This window comes from Sphingobacterium spiritivorum, assembly GCF_016725325.1.
Lineage (GTDB): Bacteria > Bacteroidota > Bacteroidia > Sphingobacteriales > Sphingobacteriaceae > Sphingobacterium.
The window spans coordinates 3154160-3176984 of sequence record NZ_CP068083.1 but is presented as its reverse complement, the minus strand read 5'-3'; the positions used below and the strand labels follow the sequence as shown (position 1 = coordinate 3176984).

General features: G+C 39.1%; 14 protein-coding genes and 1 CRISPR repeat array. All 14 genes read right to left on the bottom strand.

The genetic code is table 11. The annotated features are described in order from the left end of the window. Window positions 1-36: 36 nt before the first annotated feature. Window positions 37-1161, bottom strand: coding sequence for a hypothetical protein (locus I6J02_RS13205; RefSeq protein WP_201678352.1), 1125 nt, complete (start codon window positions 1159-1161; stop codon window positions 37-39). 19 nt (window positions 1162-1180) lie between these two features. Then, window positions 1181-2311, bottom strand: coding sequence for an SPFH domain-containing protein (locus I6J02_RS13200; protein WP_201678351.1), 1131 nt, complete (start codon window positions 2309-2311; stop codon window positions 1181-1183). Between the two features lie 110 nt (window positions 2312-2421). Next, window positions 2422-3078, bottom strand: coding sequence for a ligase-associated DNA damage response endonuclease PdeM (pdeM, locus tag I6J02_RS13195; protein WP_201678350.1), 657 nt, complete (start codon window positions 3076-3078; stop codon window positions 2422-2424). After that, window positions 3078-5501 (bottom strand): ligase-associated DNA damage response DEXH box helicase, encoded by a 2424-nt coding sequence (locus I6J02_RS13190; RefSeq protein ID WP_201678349.1) that lies wholly within the window; start codon window positions 5499-5501, stop codon window positions 3078-3080. Before I6J02_RS13190 ends, pdeM begins: the two co-directional genes overlap by 1 nt. Further along, on the bottom strand, window positions 5498-7090 hold the full coding sequence (locus I6J02_RS13185; RefSeq protein ID WP_201678348.1) for an ATP-dependent DNA ligase: 1593 nt from the start codon (window positions 7088-7090) through the stop codon (window positions 5498-5500). The genes I6J02_RS13190 and I6J02_RS13185 overlap by 4 nt, the downstream gene beginning before the upstream one ends. Further along, complete coding sequence (locus I6J02_RS13180; protein ID WP_201678347.1) at window positions 7087-8088, bottom strand: ligase-associated DNA damage response exonuclease; 1002 nt, start codon at window positions 8086-8088, stop codon at window positions 7087-7089. The genes I6J02_RS13185 and I6J02_RS13180 overlap by 4 nt, the downstream gene beginning before the upstream one ends. A gap of 734 nt (window positions 8089-8822) precedes the next feature. Beyond that, the gene (locus I6J02_RS13175; RefSeq protein WP_201678346.1) at window positions 8823-9362 is read right to left on the bottom strand and encodes a hypothetical protein; all 540 of its coding nucleotides are present in this window, start codon (window positions 9360-9362) and stop codon (window positions 8823-8825) included. Between the two features lie 77 nt (window positions 9363-9439). Next, entirely contained in the window at window positions 9440-11005 is a 1566-nt protein-coding gene (gene rny / locus I6J02_RS13170) for a ribonuclease Y (RefSeq protein ID WP_201678345.1), read from the bottom strand. Between the two features lie 283 nt (window positions 11006-11288). Next, complete coding sequence (locus I6J02_RS13165) at window positions 11289-11579, bottom strand: cell division protein ZapA (protein WP_002999122.1); 291 nt, start codon at window positions 11577-11579, stop codon at window positions 11289-11291. Between the two features lie 59 nt (window positions 11580-11638). Continuing rightward, window positions 11639-11947, bottom strand: coding sequence for a hypothetical protein (locus I6J02_RS13160; protein WP_003004875.1), 309 nt, complete (start codon window positions 11945-11947; stop codon window positions 11639-11641). A gap of 34 nt (window positions 11948-11981) precedes the next feature. Continuing rightward, on the bottom strand, window positions 11982-14381 hold the full coding sequence (gene pheT, locus I6J02_RS13155; protein ID WP_201678344.1) for a phenylalanine--tRNA ligase subunit beta: 2400 nt from the start codon (window positions 14379-14381) through the stop codon (window positions 11982-11984). Window positions 14382-15001: 620 nt separating this feature from the next. Then, a CRISPR array of direct repeats spans window positions 15002-17171; the repeat unit is 46 nt; unit sequence GTTGTGAATTGCTTTCATTCTTTGATTTAATGATATTTACAACAAC. A gap of 116 nt (window positions 17172-17287) precedes the next feature. Beyond that, the gene (gene cas2, locus I6J02_RS13150; protein WP_236581868.1) at window positions 17288-17593 is read right to left on the bottom strand and encodes a CRISPR-associated endonuclease Cas2; all 306 of its coding nucleotides are present in this window, start codon (window positions 17591-17593) and stop codon (window positions 17288-17290) included. A gap of 49 nt (window positions 17594-17642) precedes the next feature. Beyond that, on the bottom strand, window positions 17643-18536 hold the full coding sequence (gene cas1 / locus I6J02_RS13145) for a type II CRISPR-associated endonuclease Cas1 (RefSeq protein ID WP_201678343.1): 894 nt from the start codon (window positions 18534-18536) through the stop codon (window positions 17643-17645). Between the two features lie 3 nt (window positions 18537-18539). After that, complete coding sequence (cas9, locus tag I6J02_RS13140) at window positions 18540-22820, bottom strand: type II CRISPR RNA-guided endonuclease Cas9 (RefSeq protein ID WP_201678342.1); 4281 nt, start codon at window positions 22818-22820, stop codon at window positions 18540-18542. Window positions 22821-22825: the final 5 nt, after the last annotated feature.

Sequence of the window (22825 nt, the reverse complement as noted above, 5' to 3'; positions counted from 1 at the left end):
ACAGAATTTGAATCCTGAACTATGGAATATTCATATCTACCCTACTCCTAAAAACAGACCAATAATATACAGAATAAGAATTCCCAAAAGAATAGCTCCTACAATTTTCCAAGTACTATACGGCCGGTCACCATATACCTTTCCACTGAAGGCATTGATCATAATCTGATAGTATTTCCCATTATACTTATAAGATGTCAGCCATACCGGCAGCAACACATACCGTATCCCTTCTTTACTGAAATCTGTCTGTACCGAATCGATACGCTGTTCATCACCACCTATATCATCCTGTATATATCCTCTGATCTGATAGTGCATAACCGCTTTAGCTTCGGCCATTGCCGCCTGAGGATCCAGCTGATAAGTCTGTGCTGAAAAACCACTGATATACTGTTCATTGAAAGGAACAAGCTTATCCAAATGCCAGGGTCCGAGTTTGTCACTGGAAGCCTGAGAAAGTGACTGTGAAGCACATATAGTGATATCTTTAAAGGCCACAGAGACTCTTCCGGAAGCATATCGCCAGCGTGTGCGCTGATCCTGTACTGTCGTGGTATTCCCATCCTTATCTCTTACCGTCCGCTCCACATAATAATGATCTCCCCGCTCGCCGGTATAATCGGAAACTGTATTTGCATTGAACACCCAGAAAGGAATATACACGCCCTTCAATGCATTCAAAGAGTATGTATCAAAAATTCTTTTAAAATCATTCGGCGCAAACCAGCGCTTACCTCCCCAGGTTTTAAATTGCTGATAAGCCCGCTTATTATCTATAAAAAAGGGAACCAGCGCCTGAGGCCGCACAATATGTTCGGTATGATGATCAATAACCAGAGGCGAAGAGCAAAAAGCACATTTTGCTGCGACTACATGTGAAGGCAGTGTTGTGGATGCCCCACAGTTTGTACATTTTGCAATTTCCTGCAGCTCCTCATATCGGTTGTCATTGACATCTTTTATAGAAGCAATGTAATGATCATAATCAATAGGAAAGGTAAGCGGAGGAGCATTCTCCACATTTTGCACTATCGTATTACGTGTACCACAATACGGACATAACAAATAATCTGTACCGGGTTTATAGGCCAGAGGAGCACTACAACCGGTACATTTAAATGTTTTATTTATTTCAGCAGTTTTTTCTTCAAATGCCATGAACAACGATTGAATTTGCTTAGGCGCCTGGTATCGGAGGAGGAGTCTGCTGGAACAACTGAGCAAGGTCTGTCGTCTGCGATGCTGCAATCCAATTGTCAAATCCGGCTTTCCAAACCAACATATTTGAAGTCAGTCTGCCACCTGCAATCATCTCTTTGAGCTGTGTCATATCAAATGGCCCCTCCTGCTTATTGTTGACTGCGACATAGTAAGCAACTTGCACAGGTAATGGTGGCGGAACTGCCCCTGCTTCCTGAGCAGCAGGCTGATTACCCTCAAACTTACGTTCCTGAAATACTCCGGCCATATTACCGGCCATTCCCATTCCTAGTCCGGCTCCCAGTCCGGCTCCCATCAATCCGCCACTACTTGGATTCTCAGCAGCTTTTTCCATTGCATTGGCTGCCTGATACTGTGCATATGCTCCCAAATCCCCCACAATTCCCATACTGCTGCGTTTGTCCAGCACCTTTTCCACTTCATCCGGAAGGGAGACATTTTCAATTAAGAATTTATTAAGCAGCAATCCAATTTCTTCAAATTCAGGGCTTATTTTTTGTTGAATAAGACCTGATACTTCATCATAATTAGAGGCCAGATCAAGAATCGGAATTTTGGATTCAGCTACAGCATCCATACCACGGGTAACCGCAATATTACGCAGCTGTTCATTTATATCATCTACCGTAAATGTAGGGTTGGTTGCAGAAATTGTTTTGATAAACAAGCCGGGATCTTTGACACTGAAAGCATAGTTACCAAATGCACGCAGCCGTACCGGGCCGAATTCGGCATCTCTGAGCATAATAGGATTGTTGGTTCCCCATTTCTGATTCACAAACTGTCGCAGACTCACAAAAAAAATATCTGCTTTGAAAGGACTGTTGAAACCATATTTCCAACCCTGTAAAGTCGTCATAATAGGCATATTCTGTGTTGAAAGTTCATACCGCCCGGAATAATACACATCGGCGATACGTCCCTCATTCATAAATACAGCAGCCTGACCTTCGCGTACAGTAAGCTGTGCACCCATTTTTATCTCATTCTGATAGCGTGGAAATTTCCAGACAATGGTGTCTTTGGTATCATCCACCCACTCGATGATATCTATAAATTCATTTCTGATTTTATCTAACAATCCCATATTTTTTCAAGTTTATATGGATTAAAGATAGCACTTTTACAGCATATCAAAAGAAAGATTTAACAGGTATAATAAGCTATTTTGCAGGGCTGCAATCTGCTATACTGAAGTTAAGCAAACTCTTTTATTTCGACGACCTCATCATAAATAACAGAAAAAAAACGAGCATTATCCTCTTTCGGCAATATATGCAACCCTGTCCATTTGCCATAGGCCGGCAAGGTGAGAACATTATTTTTCAAATGGAAACATGGAAGCCGGAACTGTTGCCGGCCCTTTCCTCTGACGACACATCCGGGATGCAGGTGTCCTACAATATTAAACATGTAAGCCGGCAAATCAGTGACAGGTTCGTGCGAAAACAGCAGTCCTTCAGCCAGAATATATTGTGGAATAATCTGTAAACGCGCTTCAGCCCAGTGCGTATCTACCAAAATATCATGATTACCACGGGTAAGCAAAAAACTGATTTTCGGATAGCGATGTGTAAACATAGCAAATGCTGTCCAGTCTTCATTCCAGTCGGAATGAAACAAATCTCCCAGTAATATTACCCGTTCTACTGTCAGCTCCTGCAATAACAATTCCAGGCGGCTGATTTCTTCTTCTACTTCTACAGGAGGCACAAATAATCCCTCCTTCCGAAAATGTTTCATCTTGCCCAAATGCCAGTCTGACACGACCAACAAATGATAAAAGGGAATATACAGTACTTTCTGAGGTAGTAAAAAGCAATCTAATCCATTCAATACAATCTTCTTTGCCATTACTCCAAAGTTAACTGCATTTTCAGTTTTTCCAAACGGCTTTGCCAATCTTCATTACTGTAGCGTTCGCGGAAAGATTCGGAGAAAACAGGAAAAGCGAAGGGAGTCAGCTTTTCAGGATGTGTCAATATAATACGGTGTCCGCTGATCCGGTTGAAAGCAGTCTGCATACGTCCTTCCTCCAACTGAAAATCAAATACTTCATCATAGGCCTCTCTCAACAGCAGATTATGAGGATCATAATCCTGAAATACAGAAAAAAACAAACCTGAATTAGCCTGCAGATGTTTGGTTTTCACATTCTTACCGGGAAATCCCTGAAAAACCAGTCCTGCAATCCCTGCGATATCCCTGAAGCGCCGTCTGGCCATCTCCTGCACATTGATTCCGCTTGACAGATCCGAATGCAGATGCTCGGGTGAAAATACTTTTTGCAATAAAGGAAGGGTAATATCAAATTTCGTTTCGGAGACCAGCTCGAATCCGTATTCATTTGTAGCAATACTAAAGGTCGCAGGCTGAATCTTACCCAACCTGTAAGCGATGACCTGAGACATACCTTCATGCACAAGTTTGCCTTCAAAAGGATAAACAAATAAATGGTGTCCATATCGGGTTTCCATATACTCGACCAGCAGCTCGTCTTCTACCGGCAAAGCAGAGCGAACCTTCTGTTCCTTAAAAAGAGGTTGTAAAAAGCGGATCTCTTCACTTTGATAACTCCTTTTCTGAATATGCTGAAAACTATGACGGATCGCATCTCCCAGATCGGGAGATATGGAAAAGCGTCCACCCATCCACGACGGTACTACTCCTTTCTTTTTTGTAGAAGGTTTAACGGTCACATCCATTCCTCTGGTATGCAGCAATTCCAGCTGCCTTCCGGAGAACCAAAACACCTCGCCTTCCTTCAGTCTGGAGATAAAGGATTCTTCTATGGATCCCAGATACTTGCCATTCATAAACCGAACACGCATCATGGTATCGGATACAATCGCACCAATACTGAGCCGGTGTCGCATAGCCAGTTTACGTGATGTAACTTTATACAATCCGTCAAGATATTCCAGACGGTGAAAATCGTCATAAGCTGTAAGTGATTTACCCCCGTGAATAAGCATCGCCATACATTCATCAAATTCTGACCGGGATACCGATGCATAACAGTGTGTCTGCACGATTTCTGCAAAGATCTGATCCGCATCAAATCCATCGCCTACGGCCAGTGTCATTAAATACTGGATCAGCACATCAAAGCTCCGGATATAAGGTATGCGCTGTTCGACTATATGCTCTTTTACAGCATATTTCAGCGAATCTCCTTCTATAATTTCAAGCGAATTCGTAGGTACATAATAGATTTTTGAAGTCTCATCCGGCCGGTGTCCCGAACGGCCTGCACGCTGTAAAAAACGCGCTACTCCTTTTGGAGAACCTACCTGCACCACACAATCCACCGGTCGAAAATCTACTCCCAGATCCAGACTACTGGTACAGACCACCGCTTTTAATCGGCCTTCATGTAGTGCTTCTTCTACCCAAAACCGAATCTCATCACTCAGCGAACCGTGATGGATTGCCAGTAATCCTGCAAATTCGGGGTAGTTCAGAATAATCTGCTGATACCATATTTCAGCCTGAGATCTTGTATTGGTAAATATCAGGGTCGACTGATGTGCGTTAATGATTGGAATGACCTTATCCAGTAACCGGATTCCTAAATGTCCGGCCCACGGAAATTTCTCCAGTGAATCCGGCAGAACAGTCTCGATATGAAGTTTCTTTTTAATATCTGCTTTGACCATTACACCGGTATTTTCTATACCCAGCAAGATATCCTTTGCCTCTGCCAGATTACCTATAGTAGCGGAAATGCCCCATATCTTCAATCGCGGATTGATGGCCTTAAGCCGGCTTAAAGCCAACTCTACCAACACCCCACGCTTGCTGCCTAACAATTCGTGCCATTCATCAATGACAATAAATTCCAGTGATTTGAAATACGCTGTACTGTCTTTGGATGCCAGCAGCAGATGCACACTTTCCGGTGTGGTAATCATGGCCTGCGGAGGAGTCTTACGTTGTCGCTGACGAACCGATGCAGTGGTATCACCCGTACGTAATTCAATAGTATAATCCAGATCCAGTTCTTCCGAAACTGCATTTGCAGCTTTATAGATTTCTTTGGACAAGGCCCGTAAAGGCGTGATCCAAAGGGTATGTAATTTCTTATTCTTAGCGACAGAATGATGCGCATAATAATGATCCAGAATTCCAAACCATACAGCAAATGTTTTCCCGTATCCTGTAGGGGCATTTAGCAATCCGGAATTTCCTTCACGAATAGCTTTCCAGGTTTGCTGTTGAAAACCATGAGCCTTCCATCCCTGATTATGAAACCATACGTCTGCAAACTGATTCATTTCAACGAATCGATTAAGTCCAACAAATCTTGTTTTGTATTCGCATCTTTTGCTAATTTATCCTTTCGCCATCGCAGAATCCGGGGAAACCGTAAAGCCACACCCGATTTATGCCGGCTGCTGAGATTAATCCCTTCAAATGCCAGCTCAAAGACCATTTCCGCTTTGACACTTCTTACTGGTCCGAATTTTTCAATTGTATTCCGTTTGATCCAGTTATCCATACTAATAAGTTCCTTGTCTGTCAATCCTGAATATGCTTTCGCAAAAGGTACTAATTGCTCTCCATCCCAAACAGCAAAGGTGTAATCGGTAAACAAATTTGCCCTTCGCCCATGTCCGGACTGTGCATAAATCAATACCCCGTCTATCGTCATAGGGTCCGTTTTCCACTTCCACCAGTTCCCTCTTTTCCGTCCTGTTTCATAGGGACTTGACTTGCGCTTGATCATAAGTCCCTCCGCATTATGTTCCCTTGCATGTACTCTGTAAGATGCTGCTTCCTCCCAGGCACTGAACTGTAAAGCCGGAGACAGCAACAGGACATCAGCAACACCGGGTGTATCCAGCACATGTTGCAGAAGATTACGTCTTTCCACTAATGGAAGAGCTCTCAGATCCTTCCCTTCCCATTCCAGAAGATCATAGCACACCATCACTAACGGAGCATCGGCCAATGTTTTAGCAGACAGATTTTTGCGTCCTATACGGGTCTGCATCATATTAAAGTCAAGGGGTGTGCCCTCCTTCCATGGAATAACTTCGCCATCGATCACCGTACCGTTTGGAAGCAGGTTCTTCAATTTGTGAAATTCCGGAAATTTCTCCGTCATCAGATCTTCTCCTCTGCTCCAGACAAACAGTTCGTCCTTTCGGATGATAAGCTGTCCGCGGATACCATCCAGCTTAGGCTCCAATATCCAGTCTTCGAGATCACCCAGCTCTTCTACCGAAGAATCAATAGCATAGGCCAGATAAAAGGGATAAGGGAGAAAATGCTTATCTTCATTCAGATCACTGAAAAATAAAGAATCCATCTGCTCAGTAAGCGGACTCCATTTCCCCATAAGCCGGTGCTCCACAACAGCCTCTTCCATTTCCAGATAACGGGCGAGCGCCTTTCCCACAATCTTTTTGGATACCCCAACCCGAAAATTTCCGGTCAGAAACTTATTAAAAAGAAAAAGTGCTGTGCCGGATAATTGTGTCCAATATCCCAAAATTACTTCTTTCTGTACATTTTCCGGCTGTCCATACAAGTTTATCAATTGCTGATAAATGGTATGCAATTCAAATGTAGTTTCTGTATTTGATGCCGGTAATACCAAAGCCAGACTTTCGGCAAGATCCCCCACAATGTAGTAGCTTTCATCCAGAAGCCACAGTGGAATATCGGCCAGTTCGGCAGCCCATACTTTTAACAAACTGGTCTTGACAGGACGTTTTGGTTTATTACCCATTAGCAATGCTATTCCAAACAGCTGGTCCTCCTGTCTGGCATTTATCAGATAATGATGAATGGCTTCAATTTTTTCATTTGTCCGGGTTGTACTGTCCAGTGCTTCGAAGAGTTCTACAAAATCTTTCATTCCATATCCTCCTCTTCCTGATCATGAAACAGTGTTTTGAGAACAGATGCTTTTACACCCAGATGTTCATTGACCCATTTTGAAAATACCGCTTCGTACCCATGTGTTACATACACGTGGCCGGCACCAGTTTCCTGTACAGCTGCATTAAGCTGTGACCAGTCGCAGTGATCGGACAGGACAAATCCCTGATCCACTCCTCTTCTTCTTCTGGCTCCGCGCAATTGCATCCAACCGCTGCACATGGCGATCTTGTAGGGTCTTAATTTCCGTATCCAGGGAGTATCCATTGCAGATGGCGGTGCGACAATAAGCGCACCCTTTATTGCGGATCGATCCGTCTCCGCCAGAATCCGTTGTCCCGGAAACTCGTACCCCACCTCCTGTAGTGCCTGATTAACATTCGCCACAGCTCCGTGCAGGTATATCTCACCGATAGAGGTATCCAGATGTTTTAATATATTCTGTGCCTTTCCTAGAGAATACCCCAACAATACTGTATTTAATCCTTTATCCTGATTCTGCTTCCACCAGCGGTTGATGTCTTCATACACATCAAATGCAGAAGGAAAATGATACACCGGAAGTCCAAATGTAGATTCTGTGATAAAATGATCACACTTGAGCAATTCAAAAGGTTGTGAAAGACCATCCTCACTCCATTTATAGTCACCTGTAAATACCCAGACTTCTCCCTGGTATTCCAGACGTACCTGAGCCGAGCCGATAATATGTCCTGCAGGATGAAGACTTATCTTTACCCCATTGACGGACATTACCTCACCGTATTCCATGCCGGTAACATTATTTTCTACCCCAAGACGCAGACGCAATATCGGAATACTATCCGAATGACACCAGTAGTGTCCCATCCCCCAGCGTGCATGATCACTATGTGCATGGGTAATCAGGGCATTATCAACAGGCTTCCATGGATCAATATAAATATTCGCTTGTTTACAATACAGACCTTTGCTAGTCACAGATAGTAATTTCATATAATCCCGGGCTTCCTTTCTTATGCTATATTTAATATAAGACAATAAAAGGCAGCAAATTGTTTAGGTTGTACCCCGGAATGAAGAGCAATTATGTACGTGTAAAGTTATCAGGGCGCTTGCTGGCACTAAAAATAAATACTCTACGTACACTGCAACTGGTTAGGAAACCAGTTGATGCAGCGGGCTGTAATCAAATCACGCAATAGCAAAGCAGACATCAGGAAATATGTAGTATGCGTTTGCTGCTGTCCTCACCGGCATTACAAAGAAAGTTCCTATACGTTGCTTAGAAATTTATTTTATCAATTGGTGGGGACACCAATTGACGCGGAGAGCTTATCAAATCACTCAGTAGCAAAGCAGACATCAGGAAATATGTAATATGCGTATGCTGCTGTCCTCACCGGCACTACAGAGAAAGATACTTCACCTTGCATAAAAATTTATTTTATCAATTAGAGGGGACACCAATTGACGCAACGGGCTGTAATCAAATTACACAATAGCAAAGCAGGTATCAGGAAATAAGTAGTAACGTCTGCCGCTGCCCTTACAGGCATTACAGAGAAAGCTCCTCTACGTTGCTAGAAACTTATTTTATTAATTGGTTAGGACACCAGTTGACGCAGCGGGCTGTAATCAAATCACGCAATAGCAAAGTAGACATCAGGAAATATGTATTATGCGTTTGCTGCTGTCCTCACCGGCATTACAAAAACAGGATGTAAGAACTAAAACTTCAGTTTAAGTTTCTTAAAAACAAAACTCCATAACCATATCGGCCCTATAGTGATTAACCGGATCAGACTATTACTTGATACAGGACCTGCTTCTCTTTTTGTCAAGGCGATCAGCACAGCAAGTGAAACCAGCATAATGAGTCCGGTGATCAACCATACTGCGGGGCCTCCAGCTCTTTCCAGATATTCCAGCTGAACAATAAAGAAGCTCATAATACCGATCTCAATCAGCATAGCATAAGACAACGTAGGTGCCAGACGAAGATAGGAATAAACGATAACAGCAATAAAAATTGAACCCCAGTTAAGAAAAGTATGCCATCCCATTTTGACCATAAAATCAAACTGCGGAAAAGGAATCATCCAGATCAGTCCCATTAGTCCAAAGAAAAATAAAGTTAAAAAAACAGCATACAATCCTCTGTTTTGAGGATTTGCAAACACGGTTGATAACTCTTTGAAATAAATATCTAGTGGTCTTAAGACTTCCTGAGGAACAGGGCTCGGTTTGTTTTTCTTTTTATTACTCATGAGACTCTTTTAACAGAAAGAAGCTGTCTGAAAGAATAATTCCCTCAGACAGCTCTCCTTTTTTATCTATTATTTTCTTATTTCGCGTAAGCTACAGAACGTGTTTCCCGAATGACGGTCACTTTAATCTGTCCCGGATAAGTCATTTCCGTTTGAATACGGTTAGAAATATCTGCAGCCAGAATTTCAGCCTGCGCATCTGTTACTTTTTCACTTTCAACGACAACGCGCAATTCACGTCCCGCCTGGATAGCAAATGTTTTCTCCACGCCTGGGTATGACAGCGCAAGATCCTCCAGTTCTTTCAGACGTTTGATATAGCTTTCCACTACCTCACGACGAGCTCCCGGACGGGCGCCTGAGATCGCATCACAAGCCTGTACTACCGGAGAGATCAATGAAGTCATTTCGATTTCATCATGGTGAGCTCCGATCGCATTACAAACATCAGGATGTTCTTTATATTTTTCGGCCAGCTGCATTCCTAAAATTGCGTGCGGCAGTTCAGGATTATCATCAGGCACTTTTCCAATATCATGCAACAGACCTGCACGTTTGGCAAGTTTCACATTCAATCCTAGTTCTGCTGCCATTGTTGCTGCAAAATTGGCAACTTCACGAGAGTGCTGCAACAGGTTTTGTCCGTAAGACGAACGGTAACGCATACGTCCTACCATACGGATCAGTTCGGGATGAAGACCATGTATACCCAGATCTATAGCTGTACGCTCACCGATCTCTACGATTTCATCTTCGATCTGTGTTCTTGTTTTTGCTACCACCTCTTCGATTCTCGCCGGGTGAATACGACCATCAGTCACCAGACGGTGTAAAGCAAGGCGAGCAATCTCACGGCGTACCGGATCGAAACCGGACAAAATGATAGCCTCCGGTGTATCATCTACAATGATTTCAACTCCGGTAGCAGCTTCCAGAGCACGTATATTACGACCTTCACGACCGATAATACGTCCTTTGATCTCATCATTTTCGATGTTAAAGATGGAAACGGTATTTTCGATAGCCGACTCAGTTGCTGTACGCTGAATAGTCTGAATAACGACTTTCTTAGCTTCTTTAGTTGCCGTCAGCTTGGCTTCATCTACGACATCCTTGATCTGAATCATCGCCTGAGAACGGGCTTCTTCACGTAAAGAATCAACCAGCTGATTTTTGGCTTCTTCAGCCGTTACTCCGGCAATATTTTCAAGTTGTTTGATTTGTTGAGATTTCAAATGGTCCACTTCTTCGCTTTTCTTCTCATTCAGCTCTACAAGTTTTTCCAATTGCTTTTTAGTATTGTCCAGTTCTTGTTTCTCGCGGTTCAGGTTTTCCAGCTTCTGGTTAATAGACTGCTCCTTCTGGCGGGTAGCATTCTCTTTTTGGACAATGGTATTATTACGCTGATTTACTTCTTTTTCATGCTCAGCTTTTAGTTGTAAAAACTTCTCTTTTGCTTCCAGAAGTCTTTTCTTTTTGATATGCTCCCCTTCCTGTTCTGCCTCCTTCACGATTTTCCTGGCGTTTTCATGTGCAGCTTGTTCTTGCCTTTTAAACAACATTTGCAGCACATAACGGCCAATCAGAACACCCACGACAAGGGAAACTATGATTGTGATTGCTATTATGATCTGTATATTCATTTGTTTTTATGTGTGTTATATTAGTTGATAAAAATTGTTTCTATATGTTTTGATTTAAATTTTTTGCAAAAAAAAACCGCAATTAAATATAAACGGGTACCAAGTATTATTAAACTTCCATTACACATGATTAAGCGATTGATCATGACCTAGATGGCTTACGCAAAATGGTCTACATCTTTTTTTCGCCCGTGATATTGAAGCGTTAAGTTTAAAATAGTGACAACCCGAATTTAATTGCGGCAAATTCGTAGTTACAAAGCGTTGTATAAGAACGATTTTGTTATTTATTAAAGAAACCTGTCAACAACTGATCCAGTTCATGAACAGCCTGCTCTACCCCTTCTTCGTGGTTTTGCGCATTTTTTTCGGCTTTCAACATCCCTGTTGCATATTGCAGGACACACATAGATAATAAATCCTGTTTATCCCGAACTGCATAGTTGTCTTGTAGTTCTTTTATTCTCTCATTAACCAATTTCGCTGCATGACGGATAATCTCCTCCTCACCTGCATCCACTTTCAACGGATATACCCGATCAGCGATATTTATTTTTATGGAAATATCTCCCATTTTTCCTTTGAGCTTATAGTAAACAAATGCTGTTTTTGTACTTCCTTATCTCCGTTATCTTACTTCAATAAGCCTATGCACTTGTCTATTTCTTTAACAAAATCGTTAATTTTTTGCTTCGTGTCAAGTATTTTCTCATTTATTGCGTCTTTATCCACATTCGAATCTTCCAAAGTACGCGCTACAGCAAGGGCTTTCACCTTTTCTTCTGTCTGCTTTACTTTTTCAGAGCTTGTATCCAAAGCCACCTGTAACGATTGCACTTCTAATTTAAGTAAATCATTCTCTTCCTGCAAGGCTTCACACAATTGAATTAAATTTTTCGTTTTCTCAACGATAATATTCATTTGTGTTGATAAAGATGCCATACTTATTTACTGCAATTAAAGTTATACTCCACTATTAGCGCACTACTGCGCCTAATTCTTTCTCAAAGTTAAGAATTAATTTTTGAACTATAGCGTCAATTTGTTTGTCTGCCAAAGTTTTTTCTTCATCCTGCAAAACAAAGCTTAAGGCATATGATTTCTTACCCTGAGGCAGCTTATCACCTTTATAGACATCAAAAATATTGACTTCTGTAAGCAACTTACGCTCCGTTTTAACTGCTACCTGACGGAGCTTTTCAAATGTAACAGCCTCATCAACAAGCAATGCCAGATCACGACGAACAGCCGGAAATTTGGAAACTTCCTTGTATTTAATGCTATTTTTACGAATTACTTTCAGCACCTGATCCCAGTCGAAATCAGCAAAAAACACCTGTCCGTCTACATCCGCTTTTTTCAGATTAGACTGTGCTACTGCACCAAATGCAACTAATGTTTTCTGCCCCTTTTTATATGATAATCCGTAATCGAAATAGGTAGAGTCTGTATCTACGACTTCAAGCCCCTGTATATTCAATCTGCGGATAATAGTATCCACAGCAGCTTTAATGTTGTAAAATGTAACAGGCTTCGCTTCTCCACTCCATTTTTCGCCGGTTTGTCTTCCTGCAAGAGCGAGTCCAAGATGTTGTCTTTCCTGATAACCTTCTTCCAGTAAGTGGTAAGTACGCCCGAATTCAAAGAATTTCAGATCTGTACTTTTTCTCTTCTGGTTGTAAGACACTGCTGTCAAAGCAGAAAACACCAGATTCTGACGCATTGTATCCAGATCGCTGCTTAACGGATTTAACAATTTCACGGCTGTATCCACATCATCCACATATTCAGATTTGGTCAATGAATTCGATAAAATTTCATTATAGCCATTAGCAATCAATAAATCCGCTACCTGATTCAATACCACTTCTCTGTCCGGTTTTTCCGAAGTATTTAAAGAGGCATTGATCTGCTGTTTTATCTCTATATTATTATAACCGTATATACGCAAAACTTCTTCTACAATATCCACTTCACGGGTTACATCCACTTTAAATGGAGGTACCTTTACCAGTAGTTCATGTTCATTTTCTTTTGCAACAGTTATTCCAAGAGAGGTAATGATGGAGCGAATATCTTCCTTCGGAATTGCTTTACCGATAAGACGTTGTACATTCGCATAATTGACCGTAAACTCGAACGGAGAGACCGGATCAGGATACAGGTCTGTAATCGCTGAACTCACCGTGCCTCCTGCAACTTCAAGAATCAATAATGCAGCACGTTTGAGTGCAAACTCTGTCATATTCGGATCTGTTCCTCTCTCAAAACGGAAAGAAGAGTCCGTTTTCAACGCGTGTCTTTTCGCTGTTTTACGGACAGATACGGAATTGAAATATGCGCTTTCTAAAAATATATTAACGGTAGAAGCACTTACTCCGGAATGTAAGCCACCAAATACACCGGCTATACACATTGGTTTTTCTGCATCTGCAATAACCAGATCTTCCGCGGACAAGGTACGTGCAACTCCGTCTAAAGTTGTAAAAGCTTCTCCTTCTGCAGCATTACGCACAATGACCTGCTGACCGGCAATCTGATCAGCATCAAATGCATGCAGAGGTTGTCCCAGATCATGAAGTACATAATTGGTAACATCCACAATATTGTTAATCGGACGAATACCGATAACATTCAGTTTTTCTTTCAACCAATCCGGAGATTCTTTTACTGTCACTCCTGAAATATTTACACCTGAATAACGGGGTGCAGCATCTGTATTTCTGACGGAAACTACAGTTTGCACAGCACTTCCAGCTGACTGAAATGCAGAAATATCCGGTAATGTAAATGAAGTTCTGAAAAAACCGGCCAAATCACGCGCTACTCCTAAGTGAGAAGCAGCATCAGCACGATTGGGAGTCAGACCGATTTCATAACGGTAATCATCTGTAATGTGAAAATAATCACGGGCTGTCTGCCCTACCTGTGTATCAGCAGGCAGCACCAGGATACCATCATGCGATTTGCCCAGACCAATTTCATCTTCTGCACAGATCATCCCTTCTGATACTTCACCACGAATTTTAGATTTATTGATTTTAAAAGGCTCTCCTTCCAGCGGATGCACAGTAGTTCCTACAGTAGCTACTATTACTTTTTGTCCGGCAGCTACATTCGGTGCACCGCACACGATGTGCAATAATTCTGCACGTCCTACATCCACAGTTGTAACACGAAGACGATCCGCATTGGGATGTTGTTCACAAGTCTTCACTTCCCCTACAACAAGACCTTCCAATCCTCCGGGTATGCTCTGAACCGTTTCCAACACTTCTACTTCCAGACCAATATCTGTCAAAATATGAGAGATTTGCTCAGGAGTTTTATCCTTTATATCAACAAAATTCTTTAACCAGTTATATGAAATATTCATTGTCTAATCTATATGAAGCACAAAGATAGAACTTTGTAACGAAATACGGATTCCGCAGCTGGTAAAATTTGAATAACTACGCATATGGAATGTATTATTTTTTGAGTAGATTTAGGTATTGCTTTATTATAAACTGTCCGCAATCGATAAGGTTGAGCTCTCATACGGCCGGTTCTTTGATTTAATGATTTTTACAATAACTAGCAGATGTAGCAATGACGGCTGAATGGGTTGTGAATTGCTTTCATTAGCTATCAATGATTTGTTTTTTATTGGAATAGCTGAGCTCCCTTCGGTCGGTTCTTTGATTTAATGATATTTACAACAACTTAGTGTTATGGCTAGACAGAAGGGAATTAGTTGTGAATTGCTTTCATTAGCTATTAATAATTTGTTTTTTTATTGGAATAGCTGAGCTCCCTTCGGTCGGTTCTTTGATTTAATGATATTTACAACAACTATTTTTAGTTGTCGTTTCGATTTGATTTTGTTGTGAATTGCTTTCATTAGCTATTAATGATTTGTTTTTTTTATTGGAATAGCTGAGCTCCCTTCGGTCGGTTCTTTGATTTAATGATATTTACAACAACAACAAGAGCCTTTTGTTCAGCTATGTCTTCGTTGTGAATTGCTTTCATTCTTTGATTTAATGATATTTATAACAACACCGACTGGCTCAATTAAGAGCCATTATTCGTTGTGAATTGCTTTCATTCTTTGATTTAATGATATTTATAACAACTCTGCCGCATCAACCTTTGGCCGAGCAGCTGTTGTGAATTGCTTTCATTCTTTGATTTAATGATATTTACAACAACTTCAACAAATGTTTTGAGCCGTATCTGTCGGTTGTGAATTGCTTTCATTCTTTGATTTAATGATATTTACAACAACTATAACCTTTAGCGCTTACGTTGGTTAGCTGTTGTGAATTGCTTTCATTCTTTGATTTAATGATATTTACAACAACTGAGCCGTGTTAAGGTCTTGACACTCATCTGTTGTGAATTGCTTTCATTCTTTGATTTAATGATATTTACAACAACTATATGATAGGCAATTTTGTGTAGGCCGTGTTGTGAATTGCTTTCATTCTTTGATTTAATGATATTTACAACAACCTGCAGTAACACGGTATACTTTGTGGTTTTGTTGTGAATTGCTTTCATTCTTTGATTTAATGATATTTACAACAACTTACATGGGAGCAGGTTGATATATTCAATAGTTGTGAATTGCTTTCATTCTTTGATTTAATGATATTTACAACAACATTCAAGGTGCGCAAATACGTATCGTTTGCGTTGTGAATTGCTTTCATTCTTTGATTTAATGATATTTACAACAACCGTCCAGTTTCGGCGCGCCGTTTACCCCGTGTTGTGAATTGCTTTCATTCTTTGATTTAATGATATTTACAACAACTCATACGAAGACAGTATTACGGGGCTTATCGTTGTGAATTGCTTTCATTCTTTGATTTAATGATATTTACAACAACATTTAAAGAAGGGCGCAATACGCGACTATGTTGTGAATTGCTTTCATTCTTTGATTTAATGATATTTACAACAACTTAGCGCCAGCGCAAACGCCGACGTATACAGTTGTGAATTGCTTTCATTCTTTGATTTAATGATATTTACAACAACAGTAGCTGGCGCACTAGCACCCGAAAGGGCGTTGTGAATTGCTTTCATTCTTTGATTTAATGATATTTACAACAACGTATGCTAGTGTTTCCATATACCACATAGAGTTGTGAATTGCTTTCATTCTTTGATTTAATGATATTTACAACAACGCTTAATATCGAAAAGGCCAAGGGCGAAGAGTTGTGAATTGCTTTCATTCTTTGATTTAATGATATTTACAACAACGCGTTTAGAGCGTATACACGCGTATAGCGTGTTGTGAATTGCTTTCATTCTTTGATTTAATGATATTTACAACAACACGTTGGAATAGGAACATTATCACCGGATGGTTGTGAATTGCTTTCATTCTTTGATTTAATGATATTTACAACAACGAGATTTAAGCATTCAACCAGAATAATATGGTTGTGAATTGCTTTCATTCTTTGATTTAATGATATTTACAACAACAATAACAATCATGATCCATTTAATCAAACTGTTGTGAATTGCTTTCATTCTTTGATTTAATGATATTTACAACAACGTAAACTACCAGGGAAATTGGAATCCTTCTGTTGTGAATTGCTTTCATTCTTTGATTTAATGATATTTACAACAACGAACTACGTGCGGAACTACTGAGTTGCCAGTTGTGAATTGCTTTCATTCTTTGATTTAATGATATTTACAACAACAATATAAAATTTATGAAAGGACTAAGAATTGTTGTGAATTGCTTTCATTCTTTGATTTAATGATATTTACAACAACTACCGTTTACGCGGGCGGCTGCGCTATAGTGTTGTGAATTGCTTTCATTCTTTGATTTAATGATATTTACAACAACCTTTGTATATTAACCTGCACGTTAATTTCTGTTGTGAATTGCTTTCATTCTTTGATTTAATGATATTTACAACAACCAGCGTTAGTTTTAGGAGCAAACTTATCACGTTGTGAATTGCTTTCATTCTTTGATTTAATGATATTTACAACAACTCTCTTTTCTGACCAAGGGCCTCTGTACCTGTTGTGAATTGCTTTCATTCTTTGATTTAATGATATTTACAACAACACTCTAATTGCTTCCTCATCTCATCACTTGTTGTGAATTGCTTTCATTCTTTGATTTAATGATATTTACAACAACATACCAAACCGTAAATTAATAAAAATCAAGTAGTTAAATCAAATATTAGAATAAAAAAATACGGATCATTTTGGTCCGTATTTTTTTATTTCATACCGTTTTTTAAATCCTGTTCTTTAAAACAGTTCGAGTTGTTGTGGTGTATCAGGTCGCTTACTCTTATCTTTACCTATAAAAAGTTCTATATCACCGAACTGCTTATCGGTAATGGTTAAGATCCCTATATGTCCCTTTTCGGGTAGTAGCCTCTTGATTCTTTTAACATGTACATCAGCATTTTCCCTACTATTACAATGTCTTAGATAAATAGAGAATTGAAACATAGTAAAACCATCCTGCATAATTTCTTTTCGAAACCGGGCATGAACCGCACGATCTTTTTTCGTTTCAGTAGGAAGATCAAAAAAGACTAGTATCCACAAAACTCTATATTGATTTAAACGGTTCAAAACATTAATTGACTGATTTTATTTATAAGGCTGGATAATTGATTTTTCGCACAACTCCTTCAAAACACCGTGCCAATGAAGCCGTAGTTCTGGAAACAGCGACTAATAACGGGCTTGTAATATCTTCAAACTGCACATCAATCTGGGGTAATTGCAGCAACCTCATTTTTAATGCAGTATCCAATTCATTGCAATTCAATCCTTCTGATAGCATATTATAAACCATTCGATCTACATATGGCCGATAGGGCTCCATAATATCATCAGCCAAACAATACGCATTATATTTATTTCGGTGAAAAATTCCAAAAGTTGGCAGGAGGCCAGAAGAAACCAATCCTCTGGCGACTACAGCACGTAATATAGCGTAACCGTAGTTAAGTAAGTTATTAGGCGGATCTCCTGTACGATGTCGGTTAAAATCAAAAAATTCACGAAAAATATGTTGCCAGTAATAAGCGGCAGCTCGTGCTTCGTAATTATCCGGATCACCTGAACGAACTGATTTCGCCCAGTAATACATATTATCCACTTCCAAACCCGTATCTTCCAACACTCTGGCCTGATTATAGATTTTTTGTTGAATTGTTTGTTGCCACAACTGTTTTTTTAAGGGCACAGATGCTTCTATCTGATAACGAAAGCGTTCAGATTGTGTTTGTCCCCCATCTAATGGTAATATCAGACCAGTAGGCATATGGGTACTGTCACATGAAATCACCGCTACATTATTTTGTAATAAAGCAGCAATACAACCATGCGAGATAGTAATCTGTTGATTTTCGAGAACAACCACACCAATATCTTCAATAGGCACCGTCCTTTTCTTATCTTCTCCGGGAAGATCAACAACTAATTGCCTGTTAGCATGACTCAGATAAGCCGGATTAGAAAACATTAAGGTCCGCTTGATCATGGCTTAGACTTTTGAGATATTACCTAAACGATCAATCTGCAATTTCACACAGGTTTCTTTAATCATAGATCCATCAGTAGCTCGTTCCATTTTGTTTAAAGTAGAGAATTCAGCTTTATTAACAACAGAAGTAGCAACATCTTGCCTCACAAAGAAAATCTGATTTCCCGTAAAACTTACCACTTTATATATTCTTTCACTGGAAAGCTTATTAAAATCTATCATTGAAATATTTTCTAATTCATCTTCCGACGGAACATACACTAAATCATTTGGGGACAGATAGAAATCATCAACACCTTTTAAATCAACAACCGATAATCCCTGCTTTTGTCTTTCGATAACTTCATTTAAAGGAATGGTTTCGTAGCTTCTTTTTCTATTTTTATCTTCATATACGGCAAAAAACAAATTGGTACCTTTAGCAGCCTCTACATATTTATCCTTTTTGTTTCCTGATTGCCCTAAAGGAAATTTACTTCCTAGTTCAAAAACTCTGACTTTAATAATTGGCTGATGCGCTTTTCCATCATTAAATTTTTCAATATTTTTATTCATATCTTCAATTCCTTCAGGAGAAAATGCCAGTTCGGTATTATTGTCTTTGTATTGAAGATAGTTTTTCAGTATTTTCTGGATCCCTGTATCTGTAATACTTCCTATTGTCTTCAGGTCAAAAGAGGTGTCAAGGTTTTTTCTGGTTGCTGTCAATATCTTTCCTTTCGGCACTTTTATTCTTGGCAAATCAATTTTTCCTGAAACTGTATCCTTGTGCATCGGCTTTCTTATCGCCCAATTTGTTCCGGTCTGTTCTACCCTTTCTTTTACTTTTGTACCTTCTTTTTCTACATATTTTTCATAATAGTTGGTAGCTTTATTGATAACACGCAAATTCTGTTTGAAACTCGCAATTATTGTTTCCAAGCGATTCTTAGCATCAATAGTAAAAGTCCCCCAGGGTTTCAGAAACTGTCTTGGAACTTCCCGCTCAATTTTTTCACCAGTTTGAGGATGTTTATACACTCCTTTCTCAAACTTCATCAGTTTTCTCTTCAAATCATAGCGTTTCGTATCTGATTTAGCCGATTGATTATTCAATAAATTGACGTGATCTTTTGTAGCACAAGCTATCACCAAAGCATCTAAGGCATGATGCCTGTGATCTATCCTTTTCTTTGAAAATCCTTTTGAAAATTCTACCGGAACGGTTGGTAAAAATTTCTGATAATTTTCATTCCACACTGTAAAATCTGTAGAATTTGTCAATTGATTCATTCGTTCAAAACGTGGCAAAATCAAATCATTCCAAAGATCATTCAATCCCCAGTCCTGTTTTAAGGTAGTGGTAATTTTTCCATTTCCCGGCACTATATTCTTAGAATTCACACCTTCATCCGAACCATCTTCTACCCTTACAATGTTAGAAAGAACACCCGAAATGTACTTACTGATATAACGGGTATCATTCATTTGCCGCTCAATCATCCTTTCAGGAATATCTTCTAAAAGCAGTTTATTTCTTTTACTTCGATTGTTAGCGTAATGTTTCTTTACAAAATCCTCGTAAGCATCCTGTTTTAAAATGATAACTGATTTTCCGTTTCCACATTCCACAATACTACCACCCAGCTTTTTAATAAATTCCAAACCGATATAATTATCTTTCAACTTATTCACAGCTGATTCGCAGATAATTTTATTCGTAAAGCTATCATCAAAATAACGGCTTTGCGGAATAATGTGTTCAATCTCATATTCCGGTGTAAATAATTTATTCAGCGGTATAACTTGCCCCGTATAAGGTGATTTATATTTCTGCTCCAGCCAAAGTTTGTATCTTTTGAGATCGGAAGAAGAGGGTTGTGCCGTTTTACTGATTTTCAGTATATCATCTTCAATTTCTATATCAGAATTTAAAACACCTTCTTCATAAATCTTCAGAATTTCCTGTTGCATAGGTGAAAAAGGACGGACATTCTCCACTGAATGGTCATCCATCATTTCGGCTAATAATGCTTTGATACGGAAATTGGTATTTTCGTTCTCAGAGTTTTGTCGGGTCAGCCTCTCCCTTTCTTCGGCAGGAAGTTTCATTTCTCTCCCCAGTTCAATATGAATTTCACTGAAGAAATCTTTTGCACCGTTTCCATATTTCAGCCAGATGTCTTTCACTACACGAAGCGTTTCTGTTATAACCTGCTCTACAATTGGATTCCGAAGTGAGTGTTGTTTAAATTCATTTAAAAATTCTCCCAAATCATCAGCAGAATTCCACTTGCCTAATAGTGCAGCCTCCGAATGTCTTCCATAAACAATATATTGTACTAACCACAATTGTAATCCTTGAAAATCGTTTTCAGTAGTGAGATGAACAGCCTTTTCTCTTACTTTATCTTTAAGATTTTCATCATACTCTCCTGTAATAATTTTTTGGATTCTGGATTTTGATTGTTCATTGATACTATCGTAATTCCAAAATTTCCCTATTCGCATCAAGGGCAACAATTTCTTTATAGCTTTTTCAGAAAAAGAACCGTATTCACTTTTAAAAGGTGGAAACTTTTTGAACACCTCAAAGAAAGAGCTTTCGTCCAGATTATTTTTAGATGCAAACGATTTCAGTGCTTTCTCGTATTCTGTTTTATCATTTACAGAATAGATAATATGCCAGATCTTTTGTTCAATTTCTCTTGTCAGGAAATTAGCAGAGATATTTTCTACTTTATCCAATCTCGACAAAATCATTGTTTTCGTCTCATTGCAAGGATATTTTTTATCTTCTACATAATTCCATCGATACGTCTTATCATTTAGCTTAAAATGCTTCAGCAAAGCTTTTTGGTCAACTTCTTTTCTATTGTTTAAAAATTCAAACAAACTTTCGAAATCTTTAGTCGTATTCAAAAACTCTTTTGTAACATTTGTATCATCCTCTTTTTTGTAAATATTAAGATTGTATATCCACTGCCAGACACGGAATTCCTGATAATATGGATTGGATTTGGGAATAGCTTTCAGATATTGAGTATGTTCTACTCCATTTTCATCTTTATATTTTCTAAACTCTAGAGTACAGTTTGAAATGGATGATTTCTGACTTCTCAATGGTCTTTGATAAAAAATAATATCCTCTATAAAAAGATGTACAAAATCCTTTTTACTCAATGTCAGTTGATGAGTTTCATTATTTTTATAGAGTTCACGGACGCAATCGCTGTATAAATCGTCTTGTTCTAATTCCGGATGAAATTCTTTTTGTTTTTCCAGAATTTGTTTTAACTCTGCTTTATAAAATTTCCGTTCAATAGTACGAACTAGTTTTCCTTTTATTTTTTGTTTTGGATTTTGGAGAAGAGCTTCATAGATATAGGTGCCAACTGTTTTATCGGATTTATCTATTTCCTGTTCAGTTTTCTTTTTAACAAGAGTCCAGTCATTTTCACCAGGAGCACGAAAACTTCTTTTTTCATTACCTTCTTTATCTGTTTTTACGGAACCATCATCATTCAAATCAGTCGTTACAATAAAATCTCTCGTTTTTCCCTTCCAGTCAAACAATGGTATTTTGCTGGCACGTCTGTAAACCCATTCATTTTCCAGAACCAATGAGTACCAAATATCAGATTTCCCTTTCTGCGACTCATCTGCCAGAACATCCACAATTTTCAAAGAATAAAACTCAACTAATTTATTTGGATTTTCTTCCTCTTCCTCACCTCTAAGCTGATAATATCCGCGTTTCTGATTAAAATTCAGAAGAATCCATGCTAGTTCTTCTTTTTCTATTTTTTGACTCAGTGCTTTTTTGCGGAGATAGTAAATAGTCCAGTCATAAGGGATTTTTTTGTTATCTTCTAAAAGCTGTGGCTGATAAATTTTAAAATCCGAAAGCATTTCTTCAAAAGATTTTTTGAAAATAAATCCTTCCTTATTATACACCAATTTCGGTTCGACCTCTTCTTTAAACTTTCCAAATTTCTTAGTGAAATCAATTTGTGAAGCATAATGTTCAGGAAGAAAATTTAAAACATTCAAAACCCGGTGAAGCCTTTCCCTGCGCAACAGAAATCGTTCCCGCAATCTCCTTACACTTCTGTATTTTGTGCGTTCAGCAGTTTGTGAAACAGAATTCCCTTTTCCAAAATCCCCTAAAACGTCCTGTGACATTGGGATAATCCGGCTTCCCATCCCAAGGATTTCTCCTTGTTTATTGTCAAAATCCTGTTTGATCAACGCCCAGCCAATAGAGTTTGTCCCTAAATCAAGCCCAAGTATATATTTCATAATTT

Bases quoted from the DNA above. Each gene is read 5' to 3' on its own strand.
- I6J02_RS13205 (WP_201678352.1), bottom strand. From the start codon at position 1,161: ATGGCATTTGAAGAAAAAACTGCTGAAATAAATAAAACATTTAAATGT.
- I6J02_RS13200 (WP_201678351.1), bottom strand. From the start codon at position 2,311: ATGGGATTGTTAGATAAAATCAGAAATGAATTTATAGATATCATCGAG.
- pdeM (WP_201678350.1), bottom strand. From the start codon at position 3,078: ATGGCAAAGAAGATTGTATTGAATGGATTAGATTGCTTTTTACTACCT.
- I6J02_RS13190 (WP_201678349.1), bottom strand. From the start codon at position 5,501: ATGAATCAGTTTGCAGACGTATGGTTTCATAATCAGGGATGGAAGGCT.
- I6J02_RS13185 (WP_201678348.1), bottom strand. From the start codon at position 7,090: ATGAAAGATTTTGTAGAACTCTTCGAAGCACTGGACAGTACAACCCGG.
- I6J02_RS13180 (WP_201678347.1), bottom strand. From the start codon at position 8,088: ATGAAATTACTATCTGTGACTAGCAAAGGTCTGTATTGTAAACAAGCG.
- I6J02_RS13175 (WP_201678346.1), bottom strand. From the start codon at position 9,362: ATGAGTAATAAAAAGAAAAACAAACCGAGCCCTGTTCCTCAGGAAGTC.
- rny (WP_201678345.1), bottom strand. From the start codon at position 11,005: ATGAATATACAGATCATAATAGCAATCACAATCATAGTTTCCCTTGTC.
- I6J02_RS13165 (WP_002999122.1), bottom strand. From the start codon at position 11,579: ATGGGAGATATTTCCATAAAAATAAATATCGCTGATCGGGTATATCCG.
- I6J02_RS13160 (WP_003004875.1), bottom strand. From the start codon at position 11,947: ATGGCATCTTTATCAACACAAATGAATATTATCGTTGAGAAAACGAAA.
- pheT (WP_201678344.1), bottom strand. From the start codon at position 14,381: ATGAATATTTCATATAACTGGTTAAAGAATTTTGTTGATATAAAGGAT.
- cas1 (WP_201678343.1), bottom strand. From the start codon at position 18,536: ATGATCAAGCGGACCTTAATGTTTTCTAATCCGGCTTATCTGAGTCAT.
- cas9 (WP_201678342.1), bottom strand. From the start codon at position 22,820: ATGAAATATATACTTGGGCTTGATTTAGGGACAAACTCTATTGGCTGG.